Origin of the sequence: Robinsoniella sp. KNHs210 (assembly GCF_000686105.1) — a bacterium.
Classification (GTDB): Bacteria; Bacillota; Clostridia; order Lachnospirales; family Lachnospiraceae; genus Robinsoniella; species Robinsoniella peoriensis.
This window is the reverse complement of the sequence record NZ_JMLZ01000001.1, coordinates 1002273-1018537: the sequence shown is the minus strand read 5'-3', so window position 1 is coordinate 1018537 and position 16265 is coordinate 1002273. Positions and strand designations below refer to the sequence as shown.

The following is a 16265-nucleotide window of genomic DNA, read 5'->3' as shown; positions in this document are numbered from 1 at the left end:
AACCAAAAAGAAAGGTTTCGTCGTAAATATTATGGAAAATCCTGTTTTAGACATCATGCAAGCTATTGAAGTGAAATTAATGGAATTTAACCCATTGGAAATTGTGTGCCGGGATATGTACCGGATGGAACACGGGTTAGATCATTGCTCTCCATCGGAGCAAAGACGCCGCGCGGAAAAATATCGTAAGTTTTTCTCTGCTGCTTCCAGACCGGCTGATGAAATATCCCATGTACTAACGGAGGAGATGTTTCATATGGAATCCAATATTGTGGTAATAAAGCACTGCCGGTTCCTTCCTCCCCGTCCTCACACCCATTCCTTCTTTGAATTATTTTATATTGCCAGGGGAGAATGTATCCACACCTGCCGCTCACATGATTACCATTTAAAGAAAGGAGATTTTTGTTTTTGGGAATTTAATTCACCTCACGAGATACGTTCCTACTCTGATGATTTTATCGGAATCAATATTTTGATCCGACAGAATTCATTTGACTCTATTTTTTTTGAACTGTTATCGGAACAGAGTATTTTATCTCATTATTTTAAGAGTATTCTGTATGGAAATACCGATCATCCAATGATTATTTTCAGAACCGGTGAGAATATTATGATCCGGTATTATATGTATCTGATCTACGATGAGTTCCTTGAGAAGAAACAGTACCATCAGAATATGATCAGCAATTATCTGAATACCGTTTTAATTAATCTTCTCCGGCATCATATCTCTGATGTTATTACTTCACAGAAACCATCCTGTGACCAGCGGCTGCTGGGCATTCTGGAATACATACAGAAGAATTATAATACGGTTACTTTTTCTGATGTATGCCGGCATTTTAATTATTCTTCTTCTTATCTGAGCCGTTTAATCAAAAAATCATTTGGGCTGTCATTCTCTCAGATCATTCAGCATAAGCGTATGGAGAAAGCGCGCTGGCTCTTAAAAGAAACGGATATGACAGTCTCTGAAATAGCTGCGGAAATTAACTGCTCTGATGCCAGCCATTTTTGCCGCATCTTCGCAAGAGAATATCATATGCCGCCTGTGAAATTCAGGGAAATGCAGTCTGAACCGCTTCCGCAATCCAAACGCGGGATATAAGAAAGGTTCTTGCACTGAAAATATAATATGGGGAAAACAAAACCCTGACAGTTACACAGATTTTATACTGTGACTGTCAGGGTTTCATTTTCCCTGTATTATCTAACGATCTGGTCTATATGCATTTTAGCAGTATTGCCACCGCTTTAAAGTTTTCTGCCGGCTGGTAAGATAATGTCCGCTCTTTCAAACTGACAACCTCCGATGTATCAGAATAAATATCAGCCAGTTCCCAGGATCTGTCATCGGGAAGTGGAATTTGGATCGTTTCCGGCAATACACCTCCAAAGGTATGCAGTACTATATAGGCATTCTCCTCTTCTCCGGTTCGAAGCAGTCCCTGCCATCCTTCCGGATTTCGTACACTGTTGATATCCGGACCAAAACGGAAGGATTTACCGTTCTTAATAATTTTTGCAATCTTTTTGTAGAAAGTGATCCCGGAATCGATTACTTCCCACTGGCCTTCATTTAAATTCGTAACATCACCGGAAATACACATCCTGCCCAGAAATGTATTGGCAACTGAATAGGCAATTCTTTTCAATGAATCTTCTTTGCGTATCACCGCCCAGATCTGGCTCTGTCTTGGAAGAATGCACCGGTGCAGATTGGCTGCTATAATCGGGATCTCCACACATTCGTGTGCATCGGAAAACGATGCCATGCTGGTTGCCTGCATGAAGCCGGGTTCCAGACGGTGTCCTCCGGAAGCACAATTTTCCAGGACGATACCTGGAACCTCAGCTTTTATTTTCTCCAGAAATTTCATCGTTGCTTCGATTTTCTGACGCAGTGCCTCACCCTGGGATTCCGCACCGTCACAGCCGATTCCAATGGTATCATTATAATCAATTTTCATGTAGGTAAATCCGTATTTTTTTAAAGTGCCGATTACCCGTTCAGTGAGATAAGCCTCTACCCAGGGGTCCTGCATATCCCAAAACCTTCTCATATCTGTGGTCAGTACTTTTCCATCCCGTTTCAGCAAATGTTCCGTCATTTGGTATGCCTTGGATGCACGTCCCGTATTTTCAATTTCAAACCAGATTCCAGGCTGTAAACCTGCTTCTTTGATTGCATTTACAGTCTTAGCCAGCCCCTCCGGGAACAGGTCTGCCGATACCTCATAGTCTCCCATACTGATATCCCAGGGCACTCCTTCTTCTTTATACCAGCCACAGTCAATTACGAAATAGGTGAATCCTTTTCCCTTCACTGCCTCCAATATGCTGCTGATATTCTTATGGGACGGACATCCCCAGGTGGTACAATATTCATTAAATACAATGGGCAGATCCTGTTCTGCCTCAGGTGCCTGATTTGCGCCTTCCTCTCCTGACTTTGTAAGCCGGTAAGAGATGTCATCAATATCCCTGCATTTCCCAACACTTAAAATTGCCTGAGGCGTTTGAAAGCAGGCACCTGCTTCTACAATTTTCATCCAATGCCCGAACTCCCGGTCAGCCAGACCGCCGCTCATTGCAATTCCTTCATCTTTTCTGTATATTTCCATCTGCCAGGACGCCCCATGTGCAATCTGTGCTCCCCAGAAAATGTGGTTTTTCCTGTCTTCCAGAACCAGGTAAGGGAAAAACTTATTCACCGGCATGGATCCTGCCTGCCCAAACCGTTCGCATCGTACCGCATGATCTGCCCATGCCGGTTCTAACTCCAGGCGTTCAATGGGCAGGGATTCCAGGCGGCCTTCCTGACTCCATCTGCTGCGCAGTCTGTGAACTACAATCTGATCGTGGCAGTCACCTTCTATATATGGAGAAATTCCTCCCAGCGAAAAACTTTCGAACATCTCAAGCTCTGCCGCTTCACCGCTGTTATTTTCAAATTCACAAAAGCTTCGGCAGAAGAGGTCGCCTTTTGTCCATGTGAGAAAATGGCGGACAACATACCCCCGCTCATCCTTTAAACTGGTAACGACTGTTTGCTTTTTTTCCTCCTGCAAATGTTCCTGTTTCCAAAATTTTAACTGCTGCACCGTCTGGGAATTACGCAGGGTACTGCCCTGTGAATATGCGCCTCCATAGGTATCTCCGGCAACCTTTATCTGAACCAGGGAATCCGGTTCCTGTTTTTTTTCAATATCGGCAGGTGCCGGTTCTGACGCTGGAAGCAGTATGAGTCCGACCTTTTCTTTTTTCTGGTCTGTTACATATCTTGCCGTCATATCGCCAAATAAATATTCTTCTAAAATCTGAATCATGTTTTCACCTCTTTATATAGCTGGTAGTCCGGCTATACTGCCACAATAAATGATTTGAAAGATTTATCCAGTGGCATCCTTCCTCTTTATTTTCTTTCAATTTTTACCCAATGAATAGCGCAAGATGGCTTGTTCTATTCCAAAATCAGCAGTGTGAAAGCGATTTTCTTTCACACTTAACCCAATGACTAGCACAGTCTGGGTTGTGCTCCTCTGCTATACTGCAAAAATTCAGCCCTTTACAGCTCCTACTGTCATTCCTTTAATAAAATACTTCTGCAGGCAGATAAACAATATCGCTATGGGCAGAACCGATATGACAATCGCCGCCATAGCCGTGGTATAATCACTGGACTGTGCAGAAAACAGGGACTGGATTGCAACTGTCAGCGTTTTTAACTGTTTCTTGCTCACATAGAGGCTTGCCAGCAGATAATCATTCCAGATCTGGAATGACTGCATGATTACCAGTGTAGCCATAGCAGGTTTCAACAGCGGCAGAACGATTTTATAATAAGTTTTAAATACGGAGCATCCGTCAATACGCGCGGATTCTTCCAGTTCTACGGGAACAGTGGACATGAAGCTGTTCATCAGAAAAACCCCAAAGGAAACCCCTGTGGCAATATACATAAAGATAATTCCAATTCTGGTATTAGTCAAATGCATATTGAACCCAATAATGTAGATTGGTAAAAACAATGCCTGATATGGAATCAGGATTCCGATTATAAAATAAATGTAACAGAATTTGAAGAATTTATGATTGCATCTGGCGATTGCCCAGGCTGTTGTCCCGCACAGCAGTGCCAGGATCAGAACACTGATTGCCGTATATAAAAATGTATTTCCAAACGTAGTTACCAGGTTCAGTTTTTTAAATGCCTGTACATAATTATCCAGGCTGAAATTTTCGGGAAGTGCAATCGGGCTGCTCAGATAAAGTTCTTTCTTTGTCTTAAAGGAGTAATTTAAAATCATGAAGATTGGAGCCATAAAAGCAACTGCACACAGGCTCATTATGATTTGAATGATTAAGGTGCTTTTTGTATATGGCTGGGAAGGCGTATCTTCTTTTATCTTTTTTCTTCCAAACATTATGCCTGCACCTCCTTCTTCTTTAATCCTTTTACCTGTATCAGTGCTACCAGGAACAGTACCAGCACCAGAGTTACGGACATCGCAGAACCATAACCATACTGCCTCCCGTTAATTGCCGTTGTATAAGTCTGATAAATAATGGATGTGGATGCCCTTCCAGGCCCTCCCTTTGTGGAGGAAACCAGCAGATCATATACTTTTAAAGAGCCTGTGGTGATCCCTACCACACAAATCGTGATTGCAGGTGCCAGCATGGGAATGGTAACGTTAAAAAATCTTTTTACGGCTCCGGCCCCATCCACTTTGGCTGCTTCATAAAGTTCTGACGGAATTGACTGCAGTCCAGCCAGATAAATCAGCATCCAGTAACCGATCCACTGCCAGTTATTCGCTATCAATAATCCTGACAATACTGTTTTCCCGTCTCCAAACAACATAAAGTTGATATTGGTTCCCAGTGCATCATTGATTGCCGGCAGTACATTGGAATACATTTTCAGCCATACAAAACCTACGATGACCGCACTGATCAGACAAGGCACAAAGAATGCGGTACGGTAAATTTTCTGACCTTTAATTCCACTGTCCAGAGCTACTGCAAATAAAAGTGCAACAATATTCTGGATAACGGTATTGCCAATAGTAAATAATATTGTGAACCACCATGCCGACCTGAAATCGGAATCCTGAAACAGGTCTATATAATTTTTTAATCCTACAAATGGCTTCACCGCAGACATACCGTCCCAGCTGGTGAGCGAATACCGAAATGCCATTAACATTGGTATAATTAATCCGATCGTAAAAATAATAAAACCCGGCAGAACCAGTATCAGGTATTGGCGGAACAGTTTTTTATCCATGCTTTTTTTCTTATATTTAGTCATTATTTCCGCTTCCTTTCATTGAAAAGTGTAAAAGACAGCGGGGGAAAATTCCTTTTCCCCCGAAGCCTGCTATAAAGTGTGCTCCAGCCGGACAGTGCTGTCACTATTGTTAATGTCCGGAAGGAATTAGTTTGCTGAGCTGGCATCTACCCTTGCATCAGACGCTTTCAGGCATTCTTCAAAAGTCTCATCTCCCTGAAGCCATGCTGCTATATCTTTTGCATTCTCTTCCTGGAATCCGCCCCATACCAGCTGGTTATTACCAAGAGTTACGTCTACGATCATACCATCGGCTGCATATTGATCAATATCTTCCTGGCTGGGATTTGTAAAGGTTGGTGATACGTCTTTTAACATGGATGCTGTCTTGGTATAGTCATAGATTTCTACTGCAAGCTCCTGGTCAGATGTAAGCACATCCAGTACACAGTTGATCGCATTTTGATTTTCGCTCTTTGCACTTGTCATAACTGTGATATTTGGTTCGAATATTAATTTGGAATCACCTGTCTGATTCGGGAACGGGAAAATGCCAAAGTCAAAGTTCTCATCAATGTCAAGGAAATTCTGAATGGACCAGGATCCGGAAACTTTCATTGCCGCTTCGCCTAATACCATTTTTGCGTCACAATCTGTCTGTTCCATGGAGAATGTATTTTCAAATGTATTATCAAAGATTAATTTGTTGTTCTGATAAGCTGCCTGCATTTCTGTGCTGTCGCTGAAGGATACTTCTCCTGCCCTGAATTTATTTCCCCATTCAGGATCTTTGTTAAATACATCATTCATGGCAAACTGCATGGTTACATTTCCGATAGACCAGGTATCCACCATATGGCTTGCAAATGGGGTAATGTTTTTCGCTTTACAGTCGTCAATTATTTTCTGCAGGTCGTCCATTGTCTTAGGAACTTCCCATCCGTTGTCTTTGAACATAGTCTTGTTATAATAAACACCCTGGTAAAGTGCATTGTAAACCATACCATAAGTCTTGCCGTCAATCGTTACATTTTCTCTGGCTGCATCCAGCCCTCTGTCCAGGTATGTACTGTCGATTTCTCCCAACACACCCTGGGGTGCATAAGTGGCTACATCCTGAGCCTTTCCGATCATGATATCCGGCAGCCCTGACTGCATGTACTGCTGCATTTTAGGCTGAAAATCATTTCCCCAGTCTACACATTCCCATTCCAGTTTAACATTTGGGTATTTCTCAGCTAATGCTGCATCAATCATATCTTCAATACCTGCATCCGTGGTTGACTGTCCTGCCAATACGGAAAGGGTTACTTCTTCCTCCGGATTAACAGCTGCTGCACTGCCCTCTGCTTTTGCCTGGGTTTCTGCCGCATCTGTCTTTGCTTCTGTCTTCGCTTCCGTCACGGCATCTGTCTTTGCTTCTGTTTTCGCTTCTGTTTTCGCTTCTGTCTGCCCCTCTGTCTTCGCCTCGCTTTTAGCTTCTGTTTCCTTTGCTCCTCCACCGCAGCCTGCCAGCATGGAAGCTGTCATAGATGTAATTAACATAAAACTGATCACTGTTTTCTTCTTCATTTTTTATTCCTCCTTAGGACTTGTCTTTGTTATGTCTAAATTATAGCGTTTTCAATTAGGCAGCAGGTAGGACAAAACGGAAAAAATAAGTTGTACAATTTTGAAAATTAAAATTCTTTTTGTTCTATGTGTTACAAAAAACCGGGAGCCGGTTCATGTATCACCATGAACCGGCTCCCGTTTATGCACATCTTATTTCAATTTGATACTTTTAACAGCCGACCAGCTGCCATTGACATTTTTTCCTTTTACGGTACGGTATCCCCGCACTTTTACATAATAGGTTTTGCCTTTTTTAAGATTCTTTATGGTATATCCGGTACTGCTCTTTTTCACCTTAACCGTTTGATATCCGGAACTTTTTTTGGTGGAGTAAGCAATCTGGTATCCGGAGGCACCACTCACCTTTTTCCAGGACAGGCGCAGGCTGGTGGATGATGATTTTTTCAGAGTTACAACAGGTGCCGCTACTTTTGTCTTCACACTTACTATGTTGGAATAATCGGAGTACTTTGTCTGACCCTCCGCTTTTTTGTATGCTTTTACTTTATAGTAATAGGTGCGGTTAAACACACGTCTGGTGTCTTTATATGTTATGACAGAGCCTTTGGTGATGGTTTTTACCTTGTTGTATTTTCCTTTTTTCGTTGTGGAGCGGTAAATGACATAGCCATCCGCATCACTGACTTTATTCCATTTTACCTGAATACTATTATAACCAGCCGGTGACGCTTTTACCTTTGGTGACTGAACTGCTTTATCCGGTGAAGGTTCCGGCTGCGTAGTTTTCTCCTGAATATACAGCTCTACATTTGCAGTATATCCCTGATAGCCTATGGTAAGGGTTATTTTACCGCCTTTACCTGAATCAAATCCCGCTATCGTATAATCGGATACCGTTTTGGTGGTTCCGTCACTGTAAAGCGCAGTCACCCACAGAGAGGATTTATCAAATGCTTCCCCAGTCATATAGACTGCCTTATTTACCCATGCAGTAATATTCCTTAATACAGGATCCGGTACCGGTGCTACCGATACTTCTACCGTAAATGCTGCGGATTTACCCATATAAGAAACTGTGATTTCTTTCGTTCCCGCGGTATCAAAATCATACCCGCTTAAGGTATACGCATCATCTGCCAGCACTTTTTTATTTCCTTTTGTATCCTCAGCTGTAACCACAAGTCCGGACGGATCAAAACCGTCTCCTACATAATAAGACATCCGGTCCGGCGTCTTCGTAATTTCAATACGGGCGATTGCGTTCAGCTTATCTGCTGCATTTTCCAGACGGCTTTGAACTGCTTCCACACTCTCCTGGCGTACCTGGTCTTTATTCAGAATAAAGGCTGCATTTTCCATAGAGATCAGGAACTCGTTCCAGTCCTCATCAGATGTAATTCCCTGTCCGGTCTCCGCTTCATAATGCTCATATTTCTTAAATAAACTATCCAATTCATCTTTATGGACTGCTTTTTCCAGTTTTTCTACTGCTAATTCCAGATCGTAGAGTGCATTATTCACATCAGCCATGGTAATGCTATCGGAACCAATGATCCCTTCGGCATATTCATAGGCACTGGCAAACGCTGACCAGGTATCCGGATCATAGTCTTCTTCCTTCAGATCATAATATTTATCAACTGCTGCCTGTAATTCGTTGGTATCCGCCTGGTTCATGATATTGATATAGCTGATCACAGGTCCCCAAACGGCATTTGCTGCACAGGAAGTCTGTATTACCAGCTGTCTGTTTTCATCTGGCGTGGCCTTAGCTTTAATGATATATGGATTGTAGGAATCATTAGAAGCCTTAAAACCGTCTTCAATTACTTCGTTATTAAATGTTAGCTTCATTGTTCTGGGGTTCCCTGCATTTGTCCAGTTAGCCGGCACATAATATCCCACTTCCACATCATAAGTGGTTCCTGCATCCAGGTCAAACTGATATTCAACTCCTATATCGTCCACACTCTGATCCTTCGCATAGCGGAATGATTTGGATTTGGGTGATGCATCGGTAGCACCATCATTTTCACATGGCCATGTCTTCTCACCGGTTAAGAGATTCGGATACCGGTCATTATACACATAATTATCTACCACGCCCCATTTGTATCCGGTTGCGGGATCTTCCCCATAGAACTGGTCTGTTACCGTATTTCTGGAACCAAAGCTGTCTCCCGAACTTACCGTAGATGGGTCAACATCTCCTGCGTTTACTGCATATACATATTCCAGCTGTTTCTTCTGGGTTTTATATTCTTTAACTTCATAATAAGCTTGCACATCCATGTCTTTCTGCACATCGGTGATGCGGACAATCCCTCCGTCTGCCGTCAGCTGATCCATGATACTTTTTCCACCGGCAAAAGCCTCCGTTAGAGTACAGCCCTGATTAGCTGTAAAGGTCAGTATTACGTCTTCTCCTTTTTGTACATTGGTTCTGTCTGCGTTTACCTGGCCTCCGTCTGTAGACTTTGTGGTGACTTTACAGGTAGTATTTTCTTCCACAGCAGTTTCACCTGTGGTTTTATATATTTCAAACTTATCAAAATTGGGGGTGTAATTTGTCAATACGCCATAATCAATGTTCTCCGGACGGTGTTCCCATTTTCCTTCTTTCAGTACTCCATTTGTAACGACCTTAGAATTGTCATTGAAAATACGAATTGTATTATCTCCGGCTTTCAGGCTTACATCTACTACCTGTGCACGGAATGTTTCATCGCTGTAAGTATTTCTGAATACATATTTTACTGCTTCACCGCCGTTTACAGAGAAGGATGCATAGCGTTCCGTCATCTGTGCATTATAGTCATGCTTTCCAAACAGCTCACCGCTGGATTGATAAACCGCCATTTTATAAGCGCCGTCTTCAGGCACATTTACGTGAAGTACCAGACTGTTCTGATCTGCAGCTTCTCCCAGGTCTTTCACACGTCCCAAACCAAGGATGGTAAAGTCGGGATCATCTTCCGGAATTAATTCTACGCTGTTTGCAGCCTTTATACCGCTTACATAACCGCCTTCTGATGCAAATGCCTGTACATTCCGGCTGTTTCCTACTGCTGCCGCTCCTGTCAGTTCTCCAGATTCTGCCTCTACCACGGATACCGGCTGGCTGTCTCCGGCAAGTCTTACATTTACATAATCCAGATTTACGCTGCCGTCAGCATCAATATCCAGGATGTTAATTCCTTTTTGCAGGAATACGGTCTGATATGCTTTCATCCAGTTATCACCGGTTGCCACAAGTGCAATGGATGCACGGAGATTGTCCAGGTTCACTGCATCATTATCAATATAAATATTGGCTGTCCCATCCTGTTCTGCCGAATAGTTCAGGGCAATTGTATACATTCCGTTTTCCGGTACGACTACGTTAAAGCGGACACCACCGCCCTCTGTAACTTTGCGGTCTCCAAGTCCGGTTATATAGCCTCTTGCACCTTCCTTTACGGTTGTAAGGGTTGTCTGCTCACCCTTCAGCTCATTAAATTCTCCCAGTTCCGCTTCATATGTTGTATTATACCGGGTATCTTCTTCCTCTGTTCCCTTGTAAGTCAGGTAAACACAGTCCGGAGTCGCCTTACCCTGGCTGTCGGAACCTGCAATTTTCAGTGTATGGTTCCCGGCTGTCAGTTTCAGATAAGTGCTGTACATACCTCCCATTGACCAATGCAGGGTATTGGGAAGCTCCATTTGTATCGTCTCATTACCATCAACGGTCAGAGTCTGAATCGCCGTATATGGCGTGTTCTTGTCCGGATCTCCGGTATTCACACCGGTTGCCGCAGAATAAACCATATCGTATTTATAGTAACCGTCTTTTGGAACAGATACATTTAAAGTTACACTGTCATTTGCGGTGTCTACGTAATCCACTTTTTTTCTGTTGGAGCACGCATAGAACTGATCCGCACTTCCAATTTTGGCATTTCCGCCCAGAATACCATCTTCCGCCTCATACAGTGCTTTCCAGGTGCTGCCAAGAAGCCCTACTGCCTCATCATCACTTGCCTGAGTCACCGTTACACGGTATCCGCTCATAGAATTCATGTCGCTCATGGGAATTGTTACGGTTCCGTTCTCTACCGTCGCAGCGCCTTCTTTTACCGTACGCGGCTCATCTGCAACACCATGGAAACCGGTGTAATCCGTAGCTTCTACCTTTACATGGACTTTTGACGCCTCACCAAAAGTCTGTGTACTGTCTAAGTTGTCCAGCACAATATTTGCATTTCCGCTTTTTCCGCCAAAAATAACATTTGCACTTTTTTTGTTCTCATCAATGGATGCCGCACCATAAAAATCAGATTTTTCTGCGTTGGATGTCTGTACATTCAAATAACTGCCGGACATATCCCCATACCATTTGAACAGCCACCATGCTCCGCTGCCCTCGTTGTTATCTGCGGCAAGGCCATTTAAGTTATTGGAAAAGTGCCAGAACGGAAGGCATCCGGCAACATCGTAATCCTCGAACAAGCCTATCCAGCGAACCAGATTGCCGGGTGAGGCGCATTCATAACGGTCTGCATACTCATTAATTACAATTTCCCTTGGGGTAATATCCACCCCGTATTTCTCCTGGTTTTCTTCTGTAAGGTACTTCGCCTCAAGACTGCGGTAATGATTGTACTCATTGCCAAAGTTGTTAAACTGCCAGGTGGATAAGTCGTGCCAGGAGATAATCTGCGGCATACAGCTATGTTCTACGCAAAACTTAATGTATTGCTCCATAACTGAATTATTGTAGCCAGCCAGGTTAAGCCCTGCTGTCTTTGGTTCTGTCTCTATGCCGTTTTCCCGGTATACTTCTCTGAGGGCGTTAACCATGTCATTCCAGAACCAGAACATGCTATTCCAGCCTGTTACCTTATTTCCTTTGTCATCATGATATTCGCCTACCCAGTTTTCACTGGGTTCATTGTATAATACATAGACTGCTTCATCCTGGATACCCTGATCAATACAAGCCTGAGCCTGCATTTTCAGAATTTCCAGATAGTACTCTGTACCGGTAAACTCATAGAACCAAAGGGCATAATAATCCGGTACATAGATCTGAATATGCTTGCCGCCTGAATCCAGAAATGTCTTCGCCGTATCCAGAACATCACCATTGGGATGCTGCATGCCATTTGGCGCTTTCTGCACAGCCGTGTTGGGTTTTAACGGTGTAATCATATTGGATGTTGGAACCTGGTCATCTCCCTGTCCGTAAAGCCATCCGGTAGCCCCATGCTTCAGTGCCCGTCCTTGCGAGGACATATCCACCGTTAAAACAGGACTGTTTTCATTACCTGCAGCCTGCGCCGTCAAAGACGCCGCCGGAACTCCTGATGTCACAACCATAGCTGCTGCCAAAACTGCCGACAATAGTTTCTTAACTGCTTTCTTCTTCATTTTCTTCCTCCTTGCAATTTGATAGCTTTATTTTAACAGCATTGCAAAATGTTCTTGTAGGACAAAATTGAAAAACGGACTTGTACTTTCTTGTGAATATTTGGAAAATTCAGTGGAACACTAAGGTGTATTGACTCACTTAAAGAACAGTCGTATATAAAACAGGAGGTGTCCCCATGACAGATAATGAATTACTACAGGCAATCACAAGCATCATACAGCCAATGAAAGATAATATTGAAAATATAAAGGAACAACTGGCATCTATTGAAAAAACCGATGATGAATTACAGGAGAATCTGAGCAGAGTGGAGAAAAATATCTTAGAATCCCAGCAAAAAATAAATGAATTTGCCCGGCAGAATTAGAATCTGTTTGGATTTCCGCGGTTTGAAGTTTATTTATTGATATTGTTTGTATGTATGTATATAATTAGAGATGATGAGAATAAGAAGGCGGTTTACGCATTTGCAGCTTAACCCGCTGATGCTTAAAATCCGGTGGTATTACCTTCCGTTAAGCTCCACATTGGTTTACTCTATTGGTAACAATAGCACTATGAACGGTTTGCGCGGGGTTAGCGGCAGCGTTAAAAATAAATATGGATTTAACCGGATAATTTCAGCCTTGAAATCAAAATAATTATCATGCCACTGCTGTCCAGCGGTAACACAAAAACATTTTTGGGGAAGCAGAATTACATTGCCAGAAAAAAATAAATAGCTTAACGACGGTTTTGAAATAACGATCAAAGCCGCCGTTTTTATTTTTTAAGCAAGAACTTGTGTAAAGAGCTCATTTTAACCCACCCGGAAAAACAGCAAGAATGATTAAAAATAAGCCGTACATTTTTGTTATAATCTTAAATTATTGCAGTTGAAAGGAGGAAAAAGAATGCAGAATAAGAGCATTGAAAAAATTATATCCGCTATTGATTATATCGAATCACACTTGTCAGAAAAAACCGATCTGGATGTGGTTGCTAGCGCGGTCCACTATTCTAAGTACTATTTACACCGCACATTCACTACCAGTGTCGGTCTTACTATTCATGATTACATCCAGCGGAGAAAATTAACAGAAGCAGCCAAATTATTGGTATTTTCTGATAAATCGATATTGGAAATTGCCCTGATTGCCGGATATGAGAGCCAGCAGGCATTTACAAATATTTTTACTGCGATGTACAAGCAGCCTCCTAATAAATACAGGGAAAATGAAAAATTTTACCCGCTGCAATTAAAATTTGAGTTTAAAGGGAGGTATCATATGCTTCACAGTGATAAAAAACCTGCATGGGAAGTTACTTTTGCATCAAAAGAAGATATTCCATGCTGGATGGATTTAGTCCGGCTTGTTATTGATGGTTTTCCTCATTTGTATGAAGAAGAATATATTCAGGTACTTAAACAGCGAATAGACACAAAGCAGGCATTGATCTTAAAAGATGGCGGAATTGCAACGGGAATTATGCTTTTTTCTTATCAGAACGGAAGCATTGATTTCATGGGAACCCACCCGCTCTATCGTAATAAGGGTGTTCCCAAGGCTTTTCTGAATAAAGTAATGAGTGAACTGCTAAAAGGGAAAGACATCAGCATTACCACCTACAGAGAAGGTGACAGGGCGGACACCGGACATCGCAGAGAAATTCTGGAGCTGGGTTTTGCAGAGGCGGAGCTGTTGGTAGAATACGGTTATCCCACTCAACGATTTGTATTGCCGGGGGAGGGGAAAAATGTCAAACGATCTGAATAATGAAATTCCTTTTCCGGATGAAATCACCCATCTCGCTGAAATGAACGAAAAACTAAAAGACGCTCTGCAGGAAGCGGAATCGAAAGTAGACCGGCTGGATAAAGACTATATGGAAGCCAAACGCTACATGGCAGATTACCGTGGTGAAATTGACCCCCACGAAATGTTTCAAAATGAACTTGCTTTAAAGCAAATAGACCACATTGGTGCTTTTGCGGTAGGAGTACGGGATAAAATATACAAACTGAAAGATTCCCCATATTTTGCCCGCATTGATTTTTGCCCGGAAGATGAAGATCATGCAATGAAGCATTATATTGGCCGCTTCACATTCAGCCATGAGAATAAACTCCTTGTCTTCGACTGGCGTGCGCCCATAGCCGGCATGTTTTATGACTATGAGACAGGTCCTGCAGGATTTGATGCCCCCTCCGGAAGGGTAAACGGCAATTTAACCCGCAAACGCCAGTTTAAAATCAAAAATGGGAAGCTGGAGTATGCTCTTGAAAGCTCCGTTAATATTCAGGATGATGTCTTACAACGGGAACTTAGCCACACCTCAGATGAAAAGATGAAATCTATTATTTCCACTATTCAAAAAGATCAAAACCGCATTATCCGAAATGAAAAATCCGGAACATTGATCATCCAGGGTGTTGCCGGGTCAGGAAAAACCTCTATCGCACTGCACCGGATTGCTTTTCTGCTCTATCGATTTAAAGACCGGCTGTCCGCCAAAAATATCACGATACTATCCCCTAATAAAGTTTTTGGCGATTATATTTCCAGCGTCCTGCCCGAGCTTGGAGAGGAACCTATTTATGAATCCGGATTTGCTGATATCGCTGAAATTCAGTTAGAAGGAGTGATTGGATTTGAACCTGACCATGATCCGCTGGAGTCAAAGGATGAATCCTGGAACAGAAGAGTCCGTTTTAAATCAACACTTGAATTTGTCCGGCTTATGGACAAGTATATCGGACAGATGCATGACCAGATATTCCAACCCTCAGATTATACTTTTGGACCATTTACCGCTAAATCTAATTGGATACATGCACGCTACCATGCCTACGGCAGCTACCCTGTAAAGAAGCGTCTGCGAATGATCGCAGAAGATATACGTGAACGCTTTGAGACCGATAATATCATGGAACATGATTTACCCAGGATCAACTCCATACTGAAGAGTCTGAATACTATGCTTAAAATTAAAAATACACTTTCACTATACCGGGAATTCTACAGACAGCTAGAAGCTTCGGACATGCTTGTAATGGCGTCCGGCAAGACTCTGGAATGGGCAGATGTATATCCATTTCTCTACCTTCACGCGGCATTTGCCGGGTTGCAGGAAAGTAAAAGGATCAAACATCTGGTTATTGATGAAATGCAGGATTACACGCCCATCCAATATGCGGTCATCAATATTTTGTTTAAATGCCAGAAAACAATACTGGGGGACTTTGGCCAGTTTATCAATCCAAACCATGTGCATACATTGGAGGATTTAAAGGCATTATATGAGGATGCCGAACTAATCGAACTAAATAAAAGTTACCGGTCTACATATGAAATTATAACCTTTGCCAAACGCATACAGCATGTGACATCCCTGGAACCTATGGAACGCCACGGTGATGACCCTGGGCTGATACAATGCAGCAGCAGCCCAAACGAAATCAAACGAATCCAAATGGAAATTGAACAGTTTCTGAAACGTGAAAATGCTTCTCTTGGAATCATAACCAAGACAAATCAGGCAGCAAAAGTTCTCTATGACCAGCTTGCAGCAACTTGCCCTTGCCCTATACATCTGATTACACCGGAAAGTACTAATTTTATTAACGGGGTATCCATCACCTCTATCCAGATGTCAAAAGGTCTTGAATTTGATGAAGTCATCATTCCTGAGGCAGACAGGAAAACCTATACTACTGCATATGACAGAAACCTGCTTTATATTGCCTGCACGCGGGCGATGCACCGTTTGACGCTGATGTTTGTTGGGGAGATGACTGAATTGATTAGAAAAAGGGATGACTAACGTAAAATATTATTCGCCTTGATGAAAAATATAAAAAGAGAACACTACTTTGTGTTAAACTGTATTAGGCGACCAAACCAAATACATACAAAAGAAGTGTTCTCTATGATTAACAGTATAATATATTTTGAAGAAAAATGCATCCATAAATTTATAAAATTGGAAAAAGAAATTAAT

General features: G+C 42.4%; 9 protein-coding genes. 4 read left to right on the top strand and 5 right to left on the bottom strand.

The genetic code is table 11. The features are described 5' to 3' along the window. Window positions 1-31: 31 nt before the first annotated feature. Entirely contained in the window at window positions 32-1111 is a 1080-nt protein-coding gene (locus CD03_RS0103890) for a helix-turn-helix transcriptional regulator (protein WP_027292510.1), read from the top strand. 115 nt (window positions 1112-1226) lie between these two features. Here CD03_RS0103890 and CD03_RS0103885 read toward each other — a convergent pair whose 3' ends face one another. The 5 genes from CD03_RS0103885 to CD03_RS0103865 form a co-directional block, all read right to left on the bottom strand. Continuing rightward, window positions 1227-3332, bottom strand: coding sequence for a glycoside hydrolase family 36 protein (locus CD03_RS0103885; protein ID WP_027292509.1), 2106 nt, complete (start codon window positions 3330-3332; stop codon window positions 1227-1229). A 231-nt stretch (window positions 3333-3563) separates the two neighbouring features. After that, a complete protein-coding gene (locus tag CD03_RS0103880) occupies window positions 3564-4430 on the bottom strand; it encodes a carbohydrate ABC transporter permease (protein ID WP_027292508.1) in 867 nt (288 codons plus the stop codon). Further along, window positions 4430-5296 carry a carbohydrate ABC transporter permease gene (locus CD03_RS0103875; RefSeq protein ID WP_160295815.1) on the bottom strand — a complete coding sequence of 289 codons (867 nt, stop codon included), beginning with the start codon at window positions 5294-5296 and terminating at the stop codon, window positions 4430-4432. The genes CD03_RS0103880 and CD03_RS0103875 overlap by 1 nt, the downstream gene beginning before the upstream one ends. 150 nt (window positions 5297-5446) lie before the next feature. Then, window positions 5447-6871 carry an ABC transporter substrate-binding protein gene (locus CD03_RS0103870; RefSeq protein ID WP_027292506.1) on the bottom strand — a complete coding sequence of 475 codons (1425 nt, stop codon included), beginning with the start codon at window positions 6869-6871 and terminating at the stop codon, window positions 5447-5449. A gap of 192 nt (window positions 6872-7063) precedes the next feature. Continuing rightward, a complete protein-coding gene (locus CD03_RS0103865; protein ID WP_027292505.1) occupies window positions 7064-12283 on the bottom strand; it encodes a bacterial Ig-like domain-containing protein in 5220 nt (1739 codons plus the stop codon). A 176-nt stretch (window positions 12284-12459) separates the two neighbouring features. On the opposite strand from CD03_RS0103865, the gene CD03_RS0103860 reads away from it, so the two are divergent. The 3 genes from CD03_RS0103860 (at window position 12460) to CD03_RS0103850 (ending at window position 16088) form a co-directional block, all read left to right on the top strand. Further along, the gene (locus CD03_RS0103860; protein WP_027292504.1) at window positions 12460-12651 is read left to right on the top strand and encodes a hypothetical protein; all 192 of its coding nucleotides are present in this window, start codon (window positions 12460-12462) and stop codon (window positions 12649-12651) included. A 526-nt stretch (window positions 12652-13177) separates the two neighbouring features. After that, complete coding sequence (locus tag CD03_RS0103855) at window positions 13178-14041, top strand: helix-turn-helix domain-containing protein (protein ID WP_027292503.1); 864 nt, start codon at window positions 13178-13180, stop codon at window positions 14039-14041. Beyond that, window positions 14022-16088, top strand: coding sequence for a HelD family protein (locus tag CD03_RS0103850; protein ID WP_027292502.1), 2067 nt, complete (start codon window positions 14022-14024; stop codon window positions 16086-16088). The genes CD03_RS0103855 and CD03_RS0103850 overlap by 20 nt, the downstream gene beginning before the upstream one ends. The last annotated feature ends 177 nt before the right edge of the window (window positions 16089-16265 follow it).

What these genes read in the sequence shown, in the direction of transcription:
- CD03_RS0103890 (WP_027292510.1), top strand. Translation starts at nt 32, where the DNA reads ATGGAAAATCCTGTTTTAGACATCATGCAAGCTATTGAAGTGAAATTA.
- CD03_RS0103885 (WP_027292509.1), bottom strand. Translation starts at nt 3,332, where the DNA reads ATGATTCAGATTTTAGAAGAATATTTATTTGGCGATATGACGGCAAGA.
- CD03_RS0103880 (WP_027292508.1), bottom strand. Translation starts at nt 4,430, where the DNA reads ATGTTTGGAAGAAAAAAGATAAAAGAAGATACGCCTTCCCAGCCATAT.
- CD03_RS0103875 (WP_160295815.1), bottom strand. Translation starts at nt 5,296, where the DNA reads ATGGATAAAAAACTGTTCCGCCAATACCTGATACTGGTTCTGCCGGGT.
- CD03_RS0103870 (WP_027292506.1), bottom strand. Translation starts at nt 6,871, where the DNA reads ATGAAGAAGAAAACAGTGATCAGTTTTATGTTAATTACATCTATGACA.
- CD03_RS0103865 (WP_027292505.1), bottom strand. Translation starts at nt 12,283, where the DNA reads ATGAAGAAGAAAGCAGTTAAGAAACTATTGTCGGCAGTTTTGGCAGCA.
- CD03_RS0103860 (WP_027292504.1), top strand. Translation starts at nt 12,460, where the DNA reads ATGACAGATAATGAATTACTACAGGCAATCACAAGCATCATACAGCCA.
- CD03_RS0103855 (WP_027292503.1), top strand. Translation starts at nt 13,178, where the DNA reads ATGCAGAATAAGAGCATTGAAAAAATTATATCCGCTATTGATTATATC.
- CD03_RS0103850 (WP_027292502.1), top strand. Translation starts at nt 14,022, where the DNA reads ATGTCAAACGATCTGAATAATGAAATTCCTTTTCCGGATGAAATCACC.